This window comes from Sphingobium chlorophenolicum, from assembly GCF_000722875.1.
GTDB lineage: Bacteria > Pseudomonadota > Alphaproteobacteria > Sphingomonadales > Sphingomonadaceae > Sphingobium > Sphingobium chlorophenolicum.
Genome location: NZ_JFHR01000015.1, coordinates 12,448 through 26,336 on the forward strand (window position 1 = coordinate 12,448; position 13,889 = coordinate 26,336).

Consider the following 13,889-nt stretch of genomic DNA (forward strand, 5'->3'; position numbering starts at 1 on the left):
AAGCACTTATAAGTAGTGTATCCCTGCTAGCGTAGCAAAACCTCGTCCTTCGTCAGATCAAGCCCAAATAACGCTTGGAATCGTTGACGTATGCGGCTGCGAACCTTTTGCTCCTGCAATGACCATGGAGGGAGGCGGAGGGTGCCCGGCCGGCATTCTGACGGCCGCAATCCAGATTCAGCTAAATGATGACCAAATTCGTAAAAATAATAATCTTGGCCGTTAAAGCCCTTTGGCACGTAGAATAGCTGTCTGATTTCCCCTGGAATAATAATTCGCCTATCGCTTAATATGTAAAATCTCCCATAATATTTTGCTAGATTTTTTAACTGTTCGATATTCATTGTGTCCGATCTTGGATGTAAGTCATTGTTCCATCGAGTGAAATCTTGCTGGCATACCTTTCCCAAACGCGTAAAGCGCATACCGTTGAGCATGGCTATGCCTTGCGCTCGACTATCAGGAACAGAAACCCAATGTTTATGCATGAGCCCGGACTGGCGAAGCCAGGCTGCGGCTTGAGCGCCGGTATCAAATGGGTACACCAAATTCACGCCCCCAAGGAAAAGCCCACATACTGTCGTTACGAAAAGCCAGGTTGGAAACAGGGGCGAATGCCTGATTCCCATTTCTTGCTCGCGCCAGACCAGCGCAATGAGAAGCAAAGCGAGGAGAGACAGGTGGCGGATTGGCAGCATGTAAACAAGCAGGCTGAAGAGCAAACAAATGCCGCAAAATACCCCAAGCGCAATTCGATGATATGGTATGGCCAGTTTCATGAAGTAGGCAGCAACTATGGCAAAAAAGCCTGTTATGCACGCAATCACGACAGGAAAAGTTGTATTCCAGGCAAGGCCCTTGGTGCTGAGAGGCAGCGGCACAAGCAACTGCGCGAGGTTTGCCAAAAAGACCAGTACAGAAACTAGCGGACTGGATGGCGGAGGAAGTGCCGGGACCACATCCGGTGCGGGAATAACGGTCCATGCAGCAAACAGTGCGCTCACCATCCACAAGACAAATCCGGTCCATGACCAATTTCGATCAAGCCAGAATATCAAAAGACAGGCTAAAGACAGAACTCCGAAAAGGAAGTCGACGGCGGGCAGAAGGATGAGCGCTGCCCAAGCCCACCGATACTTGCGAAAAGCCCACGCGGTCAGAAATAATAATACGCCGAGAGAAAGGCTGCGCGCTATCGTGCCATAATCAATGAGAACAAATGCGCTTAGAGCGAAGCAAAGCCGATATAAGCGATTTGGAAAGCTTCTGAATAGGATTAATCCCTGGGTTGAGAGAGCTATGGGTAGCTGAACTGTCGCAAAGACCCAGGGTAGCGGTACGATGCTAGCTGTAGCGCGAAGTAACAAGTAATAGAGTGGGGGATGACCTTCGTACCGCAAATTAGCCAGCAACTCGGCTAAGCTTGGCGATTGTACCGCTAACTGTAGAGATTGCCATTCGTCTAGCCAAGGCTCGTGCAGCAGCACCAGTGCCGCTTGAAAACCGAGTATCAATGCGGCGATCACAAGCCATGCTGCACGGCTTGCTCGCACGGAGACATTTCGTTCCATTTCCCCACCCTGGCTGAATTCCCGCAAATTTAGAGAGCGATTAGCAACAAACGGAAGGGCAGCAAAGTCGTGGTCAATTCGACGATCGGTGTGCAAGCCGAAGATCGTCTGGCTTGACAGGCCAGCGTTACGGTGCGCTTCATTCAGTACCATCCTTTCCATCCCGTTAGGCATAGGCGGATTTTCCGCTTGCATTCGTCCTTTCCTGTTGCACTAATGTTGCAATGCACAACCAGCCCAATGCCGGCTGAGGGAGGAACGACACTTTGCCCTTCCACGAAATGTTTGAGCCGGACGGTTCGATACGCCCCTGCTATGCGGAAGTGCAGAATTGGGTGGAGCGGACGGGCATTGCCGGACTCAATCGTCGGATGGATGAGGCGGAGGCGATCTTTCGGCGCATCGGCATCACCTTCGCCGTCTATGGGGAGGGGGGCGATCCGGAACGGCTGATCCCCTTCGACCTGCTGCCCCGCATCTTCACCGGCCAGGAATGGCGTGTGCTGGACAAGGGCATCCGCCAGCGGGCGCGCGCGCTCAACGCTTTCCTCCATGACGTCTATCATCGCGGCGAAATCGTGAAGGCGGGGATCATGCCCGCCGACATTATCTACCGGAACAGCGCCTATCTGGCCGAAATGGCCGACTTCACCCCGCCGGGGAAGGTCTACAGCCATATCGTCGGCATCGACATCGTCCGCACCGGCCCAACCCGGTTCGAGGTGCTGGAGGATAATTGCCGCACCCCCTCCGGCGTGTCCTACATGCTCGAAAATCGCGAGATCATGACGCGCATGTTCCCCGAACTGTTCGCGCAGGGGGTGGTCGCGCCGGTCGACGATTATCCGGCGGAATTGCTGAAAAGCCTGAAGGAAGTCGCGCCCCCGGCCTGCAAGGGCGATCCCGTGGTGGTGGTGCTGACGCCCGGCTCGCTCAACAGCGCCTATTATGAACATAGTTTCCTGGCCGACCTGATGGGCGTGGAACTGGTCGAACCGGCGGACCTGTTCGTGGACAATGACCGGGTGTGGATGAAGACCACGCTGGGGCCGAAAGCGGTCGACGTCATCTACCGCCGCATCGACGACGAATATATCGACCCGCTGGTGTTCCGCCCCGACAGCCTGCTGGGCGTGCCGGGCATCTTCAACGTCTATCGCAATGGCGGCGTGACACTGGCGTCAGCACCCGGATCGGGCATCGCGGACGACAAGGCGGTCTACATCTACGTGCCGGAGATGATCCGCTTCTATCTCGGCGAACAGCCGATCCTGGACAATATCCAGACCTGGCAATGCGGCAAGCCCGACGAGTGCGCCTATGTGCTGGAGAATCTCCACGATCTGGTGGCCAAGGAAGTCCATGGATCGGGCGGCTACGGCATGCTGATCGGGCCGAAATCGACCAAGGACGAGATCGCCGCCTATGCCGATCGCATCAGGGCCAATCCGGGCGAATTCATCGCCCAGCCGACCTTGGACCTGTCGACCGTACCCACGCTCGGCCCGGCGGCGGTGGTCGGGCGTCATGCGGATTTCCGCCCCTATTGCCTGGTGGGCAAGCAGATCAGGCTGGTGCCGGGCGGGCTGACCCGCGTGGCGCTGACCGAAGGATCGCTCGTCGTGAACTCCAGCCAGGGCGGCGGGGTGAAGGACACCTGGGTTTTGCAGGATTGATGATGCCTAGAATTTTCATCGCCTCTCTTCGTCATTCCCGCGAAGGCGGGAATCCATCTCCTGTCCTATCCTCCAGCGGAACGATTGGGAGATGGATTGGCTGCGCCGAACTGGCGTTTCCCGCCTTCGCGGGAATGACGGAAGAGAGGGAGCGCGTAGCATGCTGAGCCGCACCGCCGAAAATCTCTTCTGGATGGCCCGCTACATGGAACGGGCGGAGGCGACCGCCCGCCTGCTCACCATGGGCCAGCGCATGGCGATCCTGCCCGGCGCGCATCATCGCGACGAATGGCGCTCGGTGGTGCGGGCCACAGGCGCGCTCAACCATTTCCCCGAAGGCGCGCAGGTGACGGAGAGCGACGCCATCGCCTTCCTGATGCTGGACCTCGACAATCCCTCGTCCATCCGCTCCTGCCTGCTGAAGGCCCGCGCCAACGCCAAATCGGCCCGCACCATGCTGACGCAGGACATGTGGGAGGCGCTGAACGAGGGCTGGCGCAAGCTCGACAGCTACGACGTGGCCGAAGCGCGCCAGCAACTCCCCGCCCTGATCGACTGGGTGAAGACGCGGGTGATGACCTTCCGCGGCGCAGCCCATTCCGGTCAACTCCGCAACGAAGGGCATGATTTCCTGCGCACCGGATCGGCGCTGGAGCGGGCGCAGATGACGCTGCGCCTTCTGGACGTCAAATATTATGTCCTGCTGCCGGAGACCGAGGTGGTGGGCGGCAATCGCGACCATTATCAATGGACGTCGGTGCTGTACGCGCTGTCGGGCGCGCGGGCCTTCCATCATATCTATGGCGGCACCTACACGCCCTGGCAGATCACGGATTTCCTGGTGCTGAACCGGCTCTTCCCGCGCAGCATCGCCTATTGCTACGACCAGCTTGCCTATCGGCTCAACCGGCTGGCGGGCTGGCACAATGCCCGCGCCGCCTGCCACGACACCGTCCGGGAAATGGTGGCCGATCTGGAAAAGCTCGACAGCGGCGAAATCTTCCGCGCCGGGCTGCACGAAACGGTTCAGAACGGCCTGATGAGCACCAACCGGCTGGGCGTGGAGATCGCCCAGGCCTATCATTTCGGCTGAGGCGCGCCCCCCATGAAACTGCTCGTCCGCCACCAGACGGTCTACCGCTATGAGGCTGCGGCGGGCCGGGTGGCGATGCGGCTGAAACTGATGCCGGTCGACACGCCAAGCCAGAAGGTGCTGGACTGGCAAATCAGCGTGAATGGCGATCCGCTGACCGGCTTTCGCCCCAACAGCTATGGCGAGATGGAGGCGATCTGGGTCCGTCACGACCGCACCGACAATGCCGTGATCGTCGCCGAAGGACTGGTCGAGACGCAGGAAAGCCATGGCGTGCTCGGCTGGATCGGCGGCCGGGTAGATCCGCGCTATTTCCTGCGGGATACGCGGCTGACAGCGGCGTCTCCGGCCATCCGCGACATGGCGCTCGCCCTGCCCGATGAGGAGGGGCCGCTGGCCCGCCTCCATTCCCTGTCGGCGGCGGTGAGCGATGCCGTGGCCTATCGCCCCGGCGTCACGACCGCCAGCACCACGGCGGCGGAGGCTTTCGCGCTCGGAGCGGGCGTTTGTCAGGACCATGCGCAGGTCTTCATCGCCGGCGCCCGCGCTCTCGGCGTCCCCGCCCGTTACGTGTCGGGCTATCTGCTCGCCAATGAGGGCGATGTGCTGCACGAAACCCATGGCTGGGCGGAGGCGTTGGTGCCCGAACTGGGCTGGGTCGGTTTCGACCCCTCCAACCGCGTCTGCGTGACGGAACGTTATCTGCGCCTGGCCTGCGGGCTGGACGCGGATGAGGCCGCTCCGATTCGCGGTTCCGTGACGGTGGCGGGCGATATCTGGATTGACGCGGACGTCCGGATCGCGCAGGCGGAGGATGGGGTGGAAGAGCGGCAACTGCAACGGCAGCAACAACAAAGCGCCCAGACCACCACGCAGGGTTGAACGACTATAGGAGCCCTTTGGGCCATGACTTATTGTGTGGCGGTGCGCGTCGACCAGGGCTTGGTCATGCTGTCCGACACCCGCACCAATGCGGGGATGGACAATATCGCGCGCTTCCGGAAGAGCTTCACCTACAGCGTGCCGGGCGAGCGGGCGATCACCCTGATGTGCTCAGGCAACCTGTCGATCACCCAGGGCGTGAAGGCGATGCTGGGCCGCGCCATCAAGGATTCGGCGATCGATCCGCAGGTGGAAACGATCCTCAACTGCCCTACCATGCACCGCGCCGCGCAAATCGTGGGCGATGCGATGTGCGCCATGCAGGGCCGCTATCGCAGCACGATAGAGATGCAGGGCGCGGCGGCGGACGCCTCCATCCTGATCGCGGGCCAGCGAAAGGGCGGCAAGCCGCGCCTCTACCTCATCTATTCCGCGGGCAATTTCATCGAAGCGACGGAGGACACGCCCTTCTTCCAGATTGGCGAGCATAAATATGGCAAGCCGATCCTGGACCGCATCATCAAGCGCGGGACCAGCCTGGAGGATGCGACCAAGGCGGTGCTGGTGTCGATGGATTCGACGCTGCGCTCCAACCTGTCGGTAGGCATGCCGCTGGACCTGACGGTGATCGAGCGGGACGCCTTCGACTTCCGCGTGCGCACGCGGATAGAGGCGGACAATGAGGAATTCCAACTTCTCTCGCATAGCTGGTCAGCGGCACTGCGAAAGGGTTTCGAGGATTTGCCCAACGTCCTTGATTAACCCGTTATCCCAGCGCAGGCTGGGATCTCGTGCGGCTATGCCGTGCCCCATCGCCTGAAATCGCAGCCTACGCCGCGATAACGACAACGAGGGAAGGCGAGACGAAGAGGCTCAGCTTCCACCCCATCAAGCAAATCCATCGCTTGCGCCCCCGCCCGCTTGGCCTATCTCATCCCGACACACGAATCGCAGCCGGAAAGAGTTTCATGACCGCCACCCATTCGACCCGCATGCTGATCCTCGGTTCCGGCCCCGCTGGCCTGTCCGCCGCCATTTACGGCGCGCGCGCGGGTCTGGCGCCGATCGTGGTGCAGGGCATGCAGCCGGGCGGGCAGCTCACCATCACCACCGATGTCGAAAATTATCCCGGCTTCCGCGACGTCATCCAGGGCCCCTGGCTGATGGAGCAGATGCAGGCGCAGGCCGAACATGTCGGCGCGCAGATGATGTACGACCAGATCGTCGACGTCGACCTTAGCGAACGGCCCTTCAGGCTCAAGGGCGACAGCGGCACGCTCTATTATGCCGACAGCCTGGTGATCGCGACCGGCGCGCAGGCCAAATGGCTCGGCGCGGAGGGCGAGCAGCTTTTGCAGGGCAAGGGCGTATCGGCCTGCGCAACCTGCGACGGCTTCTTCTATCGCGGCAAGAAGGTAGTGGTGATCGGCGGCGGCAATACCGCCGTCGAGGAAGCCCTCTACCTCACCAACCACAGCCAGGACGTTACGCTGATCCACCGCCGCGATTCGCTGCGGGCGGAGAAGATCCTGCAACAGCGCCTGTTCGCGCACCCCAATATCAAGGTGCTGTGGAATCAGGCAATCGAACGCTTCGTAGGCGGCGGCAATCCGGAAGGACTGGTGGGCGTCGACCTGATCGACACGGTGACGGGCCACAAGTCGCATATCGAGACGGACGGCGCTTTCGTCGCCATCGGCCATCAGCCCGCCACCGAATTGTTCGCCGACAAGCTGCCGATGGACGAGGGCTATCTGCTGGTCGAGAAGGGCACGACGAAGACCGCTATCCCCGGCGTATTCGCGGCGGGCGACGTCAGCGACAAGGTCTATCGTCAGGCGGTGACGGCGGCCGGCATGGGCTGCATGGCGGCGCTGGACGTGGAGAAATTCCTGGCCGAAGCCGATTTCGAAGCCGTCGCGGCGGAATAAGGAGAGCAGCGCCCGCGCCCCGTGCGGGCAGCCCTCATTCTACTGCCCGAACCCGGCTTCCCGGGCCAGCGCCACGGCTTCCCGCGCGGCCGCCAGCAGCGCGCCGCTCTTCGCCTCGCATTCGCGCTGTTCATATTCGGGCGTCGAATCCGCGACGATGCCCGCGCCCGCCTGCACATGCATCACCCCGTCCTTCAGGACGGCGGTGCGCAGGACGATGCAGCTATCCATATTGCCGTCCGGCCCGAAATAGCCGACCCCGCCCGCATAGGCGCCCCGCGTCTCCGGCTCCAGTTCGGCGATGATCTCGCAGGCCCGCACCTTGGGCGCGCCGGAAACCGTGCCCGCCGGGAAGCCCGCGAACAGAGCATCCAGCGCATCCTTCTCCGGCGCCAGCCGCCCGACGACGTTGGAAACGATGTGCATGACATGGCTGTAGAATTCGACGGCATAGCTGTCCGTCACGGTCACGCTGCCCGCCACAGCGACCCGGCCCACATCGTTGCGGCCAAGGTCCAGCAGCATCAGATGTTCCGCCCGTTCCTTGGGATCGGCCAGCAGGCTTTCGCGATTGGCCGCATCCTCTACCGCATTCTTGCCGCGCGGACGGGTGCCCGCGATAGGCCGGATGGTGACTTCGCCGTCCCGCGCCCGCACCAATATTTCCGGGCTGGACCCGATCAGCGCGAAGCCGGGCAGATCGAGATAATAGAGGAAGGGCGACGGATTGATCCGCCGCAAAGCCCGATAAAGCGAGATGGGCGGTAATGTGAAGGGGCTGGTGAAGCGCTGCGCCAGCACCACCTGAAAAATATCGCCCGCGACGATATAATCCTTCGCCTTCTCGACCATCGCGGCATAGCGCCCCGGCTCCAGCACAGGCGTCACCGCGACATCGGCGATTTCGGCCGGAGCGGCCTGCGCGGGCAGCGGCGCCGCCAGTTTCGCGGCCACGGCGTCGATCCGTTCCAGCGCCTGATCCACAGCGCGGTCGGCATCGGCAAAGCTGCCCTTCCACACCGGTGCGACCAGATAGAGCGCGTCCGCCAACCGGTCGAACACCAATATGACCGTCGGCCGCACGAACAGCATGTCGGGCAGGGCAATCGGATTTTCAGCGGGACGGGGCAGCTTTTCCACCAGCCCCACCGTCTCATAGCCGAAATAGCCGACCAGACAGGCAAGGGCAGGGGGCAACGCCGGATCAAGCTCCGCCCGGCATTCCGCCACCAGCGCCCGCAACGCATCCAGCGCATCGGCGCTTTCCGGCACGAAGGCGTCCCGGTCGGTCGCCCATTGCCGGTTGATCTCCGCCGCATGGCCCTGCGCCCGGAAAACCAGATCGGGGGCCAGCCCGATCAGGCTGTGGCGGCCGCGCACCGCGCCGCCCTCGACCGATTCCAGCAGAAAGTCGCCCCGGTCGGCCTCGAACAATTTCAACGCAGCGGAAATCGGCGTGTCGGTATCAGCGATCTGGCGCCGCCACACCAGCGCGGATTGCCCCGCCGCCAGCGCCGTGCGCGCGCTCCCGATACCGTCCATCCCCGCCGTTCCCCCAACCATCTTACTGACCGCCATTATTGGCGGTGGCGAGGGCGCGCTGGACGCCCGCCACCGCGTTGGGGTTGCGCTTGACGCCCAGTTCCTTCTCGACGGCGCGCTCGAACTGCTGGCCATATTCCTGGCCGACGACGTCGCTCAACTGGTCGCGGACCTGATTGAGCAGCGCCTTGTCGCTGCCCGCGTCGCCGCGCTTGATGCCGTTCAACTGCACCACGAAATAGCCGCGATCCTGCCCGGCTGGCAGCGTCTTCACGCTGTTCGGCGCCATGGCGAAGAGCATCGCGATCTCGGCGGGCGGGCGCTGCCCGTCGCGCAGGATGTCGGCGCGGCGTCCGCCCACCACCTGCGGCTTGGGCAGGGCGATACCGGCGGCGGCGACCGCCTCGTCCAGCTTCGCGCCCTTGGCGACCTTCGCCCTGATCTGCTCTGCCAGCGCCTTCGCCTTCTCATTGCCCTGCGCCAGCTTATACTGCATCGCCACCAGCGCCTTCACCTTGGCCAGCGGCGGCGGCGCGGCGGCCTGGACATCGCCCGGCGCGGCGAGCGCATAGCGCTTGTCGGCGGCGATCGGGATCAACTGCGCATCGTCATCCTGACTCATCGCGAAGACGGGGGCCAGCAGCGGCTGCACATCCGCCGGAAGCTGATAAGCCGCATCCTCGACCTGCTTGCCGGAGGAGATAAGGAAAGGCGTGGTTTCCAGCTTCAGCCCATTATCCTTCACCACTTCCTCGAAGCTGCCGCCATTGGCGACCTGATCCTCGATCTTGCCGGTGAAATCGTTCAGCAGCCGCTTCTCCTTCTGCGTCCGCAGCGTGGCGACGATCTCGCTCTTCACGGAGTCCAGCGCGCGGGCAGGGGTCGACTTCACCGCCGTGACGCGCAACAGCGCCCAGCCCAGCGAACCGCGCAACGGCCCGACCAGTTCGCCCTGCTTCGCGGCGAAACCCGCATTGGCGACGGCGGCCGAAGCGGTAGCGGTCAGCCCCTGGCGGCTCTGATCCTTGAGTTCCGACACGGAAAGACCCGCGCCCTGCGCCGCGGCGGCGAGCGACTTGCCACCCTTCACCTGATCGGCGATGGCCTTCGCGCCCGCTTCCGTTGGCAGGATCAACTGCTCGAAATCGCGGCTTTCCCTGGCGGCATAGGCGGCCTTGTTCTGGTTATAATAGGTCGCGATCTCCGCATCGGTCGGCTGCGCCGCCTGGGCAAAGCGCTCGACGTCGATCACGGCATAGCGGATGCGGCGCTGTTCCGGGATGGTGTAGCGCGCCGCATTCTTCTTGTAGAAGTCGCCAAGCTGCGCGTCGGTCGGCTCCGCTATATCCTTGAAAGCGCTGGCCGGGATCACGGCGATAGTGCCCTGACGCGCCTCCAGCAGCAGGGAGGCATAGGGCAGCACCATGGAATCGCTCAGCTTCACGCCCAGGCCCAGCGGCGCGAGCATCTGCCGCTCCAATATCTCCCGGCTGATATCGTCGCGCAGCGCCTGCTCGGTGATCCGCTCGCGCAGCAGCAATTGCCGGAAATTTTCCTGGCTGAAATTGCCCGCCGCATCCTGAAAAGCCGGGATCTGCGCGATCTGCGCATCGACCAGCCGCTTGGAGATATGGACCTTCTGGTCGCTCGCATATTCCTTCAGCGTCATCGACGCGACAAGCTGGTCATAGACCTGCGCCCCGCCGCCCTGCGCCAGGAAATCGCCGATCTGGAGGCCTGGATTGGACCGGCGCGCATTTTCGAAGACGCGCTGCACCCGGTCCTGAAATTCCGCCATCGTCAGCTTCGATCCGCCCGCCTTGGCGACGGTTTCCCCGCTGCCGATGGACGATCCGAACTTGCCGCTGGTGATGTCCCCCATGATGAAGGCCGCAGCGATGATCGCCAGGAAGATCAGCGCGGTGAATGCGCCGAATTTGGAGCGGATGAAGCTGCGAAAGACTGAAAGCATGGAGGAAAGTCCGTAAAAAGCGGCTTTGATGGCGGCCCGCTTTAAGGGCGGATCGTCGCGTGGGCAAGGGGCGCGACGGGCGGAAGGCTGGACAAATGGCCGCCCGCCGTCCATCGGCTCGGCCAAGCTGGCGCGTCGCATGGGAAAGCGGCGCTGCCGGACACGTGCAGCAATAACCACAAGGGGAACAATCGATGGGCAGGCGCAAGCTGGTTGTCGGCAACTGGAAAATGAACGGCCTTCGCGCCCAGTTGGGCGAAGTGGAAGCAATTGGCGGCCTGGCCCGCGACCATGCGGCGGTGGAAGTCGGCCTCTGCCTGCCCGCGACGCTGATCGCGGCGGCGGACGGCGTGAAGGGCGGTGCCTTCATCGGCGCGCAGGATTGCCATATGAAGGCCAATGGCGCCCATACCGGATGCCTTTCCGCCGTGATGCTGGCGGAAGCGGGCGCAAGCTGGACCATCGTCGGCCACAGCGAACGGCGTCAGGACCAGGGCGAAACCGACGCCGACATCGCGGCCAAAGCGCTGGCGGCGAAGGCTGCGGGCCTGAAGGTCATCCTCTGCGTGGGCGAAAGCCTGGACGTCCGCGACGCAGGCAATGCGGAGGCGGTGGTGTCGGCGCAACTGCTCGCCTCCCTGCCGGAAGGTGCGGCGTCCGACTGGCTGGCCATCGCCTATGAACCGATCTGGGCCATCGGTACCGGCCGCATCCCCACCATGGAAGCGGTCGCCACGATGCACGCGGCCTTGCGCGCTGCGCTGGCCAGCCGGATCGGCGCGGATGCCGATGCGATGCGAATCCTCTACGGCGGATCGATGAACGGCGACAATGCGGCGGAGTTGCTCGCGATTGCAGACGTCGACGGCGGCCTGATCGGCGGCGCAAGCCTGACGGCGGAAAAATTCGCCCCCGTCATCGCCGCAGCGGCCTGACAAAAAATAAGCCCCTCCCGCAGGCGGGAGGGGGAAGGGGTGGGCGCGAGCGAAGCGAGCTTCCATCCTATCCGCCAGCGCAGAACGCCGCTGGCAGTTGCCCCCGCGCCCCATCGCCGCTATGTGCGCGGCAACACACCCATTACCGGACAGAGTTCGCCCCCATGTTCACCTTCATCCTCGTCGTGCAGGCCATTGTCGCTGCTCTGCTGGTCACCGTCATCCTGATGCAGAAGTCGGAAGGCGGCGGCCTGGGCGTCGGCGGCAGCCCGGCGGGGTTCATGTCGGCGCGGGGCGCGGCGGATTTCCTGACCCGCTCGACCACGATCCTCGCGGGCATCTTCGTGACCCTGTCGGTCGTTCTGGCGGTCATCGCCTCGGTCCAGCATCGTCCCAGCGACATCGACACCTCGCTGGTAAAGCAGGCGCCCCAGAGTCCGGCGACCGCTCCTGCCCCGGCAACCGGCAGCGATCCACTGGCGGGCGCGGCGGGCAGCAACGCCGCCAACGGCGCGGTTCCGCTCGCAAACTAAGCCACCTGACGATCATTTCGATCTTTTTTCGCACGCGCGATGATTCGCGCGCTTGCCCAACTTGTTTGTAAAAGGCTAAGCCTCCTCTCCCATGGCGCGGTATATTTTCATCACCGGCGGCGTGGTCTCCTCGCTTGGCAAGGGCCTTATGGCCGCTTCGCTTGCAGCACTGCTGCAGGCGCGAGGTTTCCGTGTGCGCATTCGGAAATTCGATCCCTATCTCAACGTCGATCCGGGCACGATGAGCCCCTATCAGCACGGCGAAGTCTATGTGACCGACGACGGGGCGGAAACCGACCTCGACCTTGGCCATTATGAGCGCTTTACCGGCGTTTCGGCGCGGCAGTCGGACAATGTGACGCAGGGCCGGGTCTATCAGACCATCATCCAGCGCGAACGGCGCGGCGACTATCTGGGCGCGACGGTGCAGGTGATCCCGCACGTCACGGACGAGATCAAGGCCTTCGCCCTGGCCGACTCCGACGACCTCGATTTCGTGCTGTGCGAGATCGGCGGCACGGTGGGCGACATCGAATCGCTCCCCTTCATGGAGGCGATCCGTCAGCTCCATAACGATCTGGGGCGCAACCGCTCCATCTTCGTCCATGTGACGCTGGTCCCCTATATCGCGGCGGCGGGCGAGCTGAAGACCAAGCCGACCCAGCACAGCGTGCGCGAATTGACCTCGCTCGGCATCCAGCCGGACATCCTCCTTTGCCGCTGCGAACATCCGCTGCCCGACAGCGAGCGCAAGAAGATCGCCCTCTTCTGCAACGTCCGCCCCGAAGCGGTCATCCCCGCGCTCGACGCCAGCAGCATCTATGCCGTCCCGACGCAATATCATGCCGAGGGGCTGGACGACGAAGTGCTCCGCGCCTTCGGCATCGAAAACGCCCCCGCGCCCAAGCTGGACCGCTGGCACGACATCATGGACCGCCAGCAGAATCCGGAGGGTGAAGTCACCATCGGCGTCGTCGGCAAATATGTCGGCCTGCTGGATGCGTATAAATCGCTCTACGAGGCCCTGCACCATGGCGGCTTCGCCAACCGGGTGAAGGTCAACATCAAGTGGATCGACGCCGAACTGTTCGAGGAAGAGGGCGCCGACATCGCCGCCCGCCTGGAACCGATGCACGGCATCCTCGTCCCCGGCGGCTTCGGCGTGCGCGGGTCGGAGGGGAAGATCGCCTCGGTCAAATTCGCCCGCGAACGCAATGTGCCCTTCTTCGGCATCTGCCTTGGCATGCAGATGGCCTGCATAGAGGGGGCGCGTAACACGGCTGGCATCGCCAACGCCTCCACCACCGAATTCGGTGAAACCAGCGAGCCGGTCGTCGGCCTCATCACCGAATGGATGAGCAAGGAAGGTTTGCAAAAGCGCACAGCCGAAACCGATCTTGGCGGCACCATGCGGCTGGGCGCCTATCCGGCGAAACTCACCGGCAACAGCGTCGTCGCGGGCATCTACGACGCCACCGACATCAGCGAACGGCACCGCCATCGCTATGAAGTCAATGCGGGCTATCGCGAACCGCTGGAAAAGGGCGGCCTGATCTTCTCCGGCATGTCCCCTGACGGCACGCTCCCGGAAATCGTCGAGCGGCCCGACCATCCCTGGTTCGTCGGTGTGCAGTTCCACCCGGAACTCAAATCCAAACCCTTCGACCCGCACCCGCTCTTCGCCAGCTTCATCGAAGCGGCGGTCAAGCAAAGCCGGTTGGTGTAAGAGAAAACGGGGCCGAAATGGCCCCGTT

Annotated in this window: 11 protein-coding genes; 8 read left to right on the plus strand and 3 right to left on the minus strand. The window is 63.1% G+C overall.

Going from position 1 to position 13,889, the window contains the following annotated elements; genetic code table 11:
• Positions 1–26: 26 nt before the first annotated feature.
• Positions 27–1,724, minus strand: a complete 1,698-nt coding sequence (locus BV95_RS23500; protein ID WP_156028616.1) for an MFS transporter — start codon at positions 1,722–1,724, stop codon at positions 27–29.
• Between the two features lie 113 nt (positions 1,725–1,837).
• Here BV95_RS23500 and BV95_RS08235 point away from each other — a divergent pair, with 113 nt between their 5' ends.
• From BV95_RS08235 to trxB, 5 genes are all read left to right on the plus strand, one after another.
• Positions 1,838–3,247, plus strand: a complete 1,410-nt coding sequence (locus tag BV95_RS08235) for a circularly permuted type 2 ATP-grasp protein (protein ID WP_037449926.1) — start codon at positions 1,838–1,840, stop codon at positions 3,245–3,247.
• A 160-nt stretch (positions 3,248–3,407) separates the two neighbouring features.
• Positions 3,408–4,340 (plus strand): alpha-E domain-containing protein, encoded by a 933-nt coding sequence (locus BV95_RS08240; protein WP_037449929.1) that lies wholly within the window; start codon positions 3,408–3,410, stop codon positions 4,338–4,340.
• A 12-nt stretch (positions 4,341–4,352) separates the two neighbouring features.
• Entirely contained in the window at positions 4,353–5,222 is an 870-nt protein-coding gene (locus BV95_RS08245) for a transglutaminase family protein (RefSeq protein WP_037449932.1), read from the plus strand.
• Positions 5,223–5,246: 24 nt separating this feature from the next.
• Positions 5,247–5,984, plus strand: a complete 738-nt coding sequence (locus BV95_RS08250) for a proteasome-type protease (protein ID WP_037449935.1) — start codon at positions 5,247–5,249, stop codon at positions 5,982–5,984.
• Positions 5,985–6,190: 206 nt separating this feature from the next.
• The gene (trxB, locus tag BV95_RS08255) at positions 6,191–7,153 is read left to right on the plus strand and encodes a thioredoxin-disulfide reductase (RefSeq protein WP_037449938.1); all 963 of its coding nucleotides are present in this window, start codon (positions 6,191–6,193) and stop codon (positions 7,151–7,153) included.
• Between the two features lie 39 nt (positions 7,154–7,192).
• Here trxB and trpE read toward each other — a convergent pair whose 3' ends face one another.
• Positions 7,193–8,695 carry an anthranilate synthase component I gene (gene trpE / locus BV95_RS08260; RefSeq protein WP_037449941.1) on the minus strand — a complete coding sequence of 501 codons (1,503 nt, stop codon included), beginning with the start codon at positions 8,693–8,695 and terminating at the stop codon, positions 7,193–7,195.
• A gap of 22 nt (positions 8,696–8,717) precedes the next feature.
• Complete coding sequence (locus BV95_RS08265; RefSeq protein ID WP_037449944.1) at positions 8,718–10,667, minus strand: peptidylprolyl isomerase; 1,950 nt, start codon at positions 10,665–10,667, stop codon at positions 8,718–8,720.
• 194 nt (positions 10,668–10,861) lie between these two features.
• Between BV95_RS08265 and tpiA the strand changes: the two genes are divergently transcribed.
• The 3 genes from tpiA to BV95_RS08280 all read left to right on the plus strand — a co-directional run bounded on the left by tpiA (position 10,862) and on the right by BV95_RS08280 (position 13,861).
• On the plus strand, positions 10,862–11,602 hold the full coding sequence (gene tpiA / locus BV95_RS08270) for a triose-phosphate isomerase (RefSeq protein ID WP_037449947.1): 741 nt from the start codon (positions 10,862–10,864) through the stop codon (positions 11,600–11,602).
• 164 nt (positions 11,603–11,766) lie between these two features.
• Positions 11,767–12,135 (plus strand): preprotein translocase subunit SecG, encoded by a 369-nt coding sequence (gene secG / locus BV95_RS08275; protein WP_037449951.1) that lies wholly within the window; start codon positions 11,767–11,769, stop codon positions 12,133–12,135.
• Positions 12,136–12,226: 91 nt separating this feature from the next.
• Positions 12,227–13,861 carry a CTP synthase gene (locus BV95_RS08280; RefSeq protein WP_037449954.1) on the plus strand — a complete coding sequence of 545 codons (1,635 nt, stop codon included), beginning with the start codon at positions 12,227–12,229 and terminating at the stop codon, positions 13,859–13,861.
• Positions 13,862–13,889 lie beyond the last annotated feature (28 nt).

Excerpts from the sequence above, each read along its gene's own strand:
- trxB (WP_037449938.1), top strand. The coding sequence starts at position 6,191 with ATGACCGCCACCCATTCGACCCGCATGCTGATCCTCGGTTCCGGCCCC.
- trpE (WP_037449941.1), bottom strand. The coding sequence starts at position 8,695 with ATGGACGGTATCGGGAGCGCGCGCACGGCGCTGGCGGCGGGGCAATCC.
- BV95_RS08245 (WP_037449932.1), top strand. The coding sequence starts at position 4,353 with ATGAAACTGCTCGTCCGCCACCAGACGGTCTACCGCTATGAGGCTGCG.
- BV95_RS08240 (WP_037449929.1), top strand. The coding sequence starts at position 3,408 with ATGCTGAGCCGCACCGCCGAAAATCTCTTCTGGATGGCCCGCTACATG.
- BV95_RS23500 (WP_156028616.1), bottom strand. The coding sequence starts at position 1,724 with ATGGTACTGAATGAAGCGCACCGTAACGCTGGCCTGTCAAGCCAGACG.
- secG (WP_037449951.1), top strand. The coding sequence starts at position 11,767 with ATGTTCACCTTCATCCTCGTCGTGCAGGCCATTGTCGCTGCTCTGCTG.
- BV95_RS08250 (WP_037449935.1), top strand. The coding sequence starts at position 5,247 with ATGACTTATTGTGTGGCGGTGCGCGTCGACCAGGGCTTGGTCATGCTG.
- BV95_RS08265 (WP_037449944.1), bottom strand. The coding sequence starts at position 10,667 with ATGCTTTCAGTCTTTCGCAGCTTCATCCGCTCCAAATTCGGCGCATTC.
- tpiA (WP_037449947.1), top strand. The coding sequence starts at position 10,862 with ATGGGCAGGCGCAAGCTGGTTGTCGGCAACTGGAAAATGAACGGCCTT.
- BV95_RS08280 (WP_037449954.1), top strand. The coding sequence starts at position 12,227 with ATGGCGCGGTATATTTTCATCACCGGCGGCGTGGTCTCCTCGCTTGGC.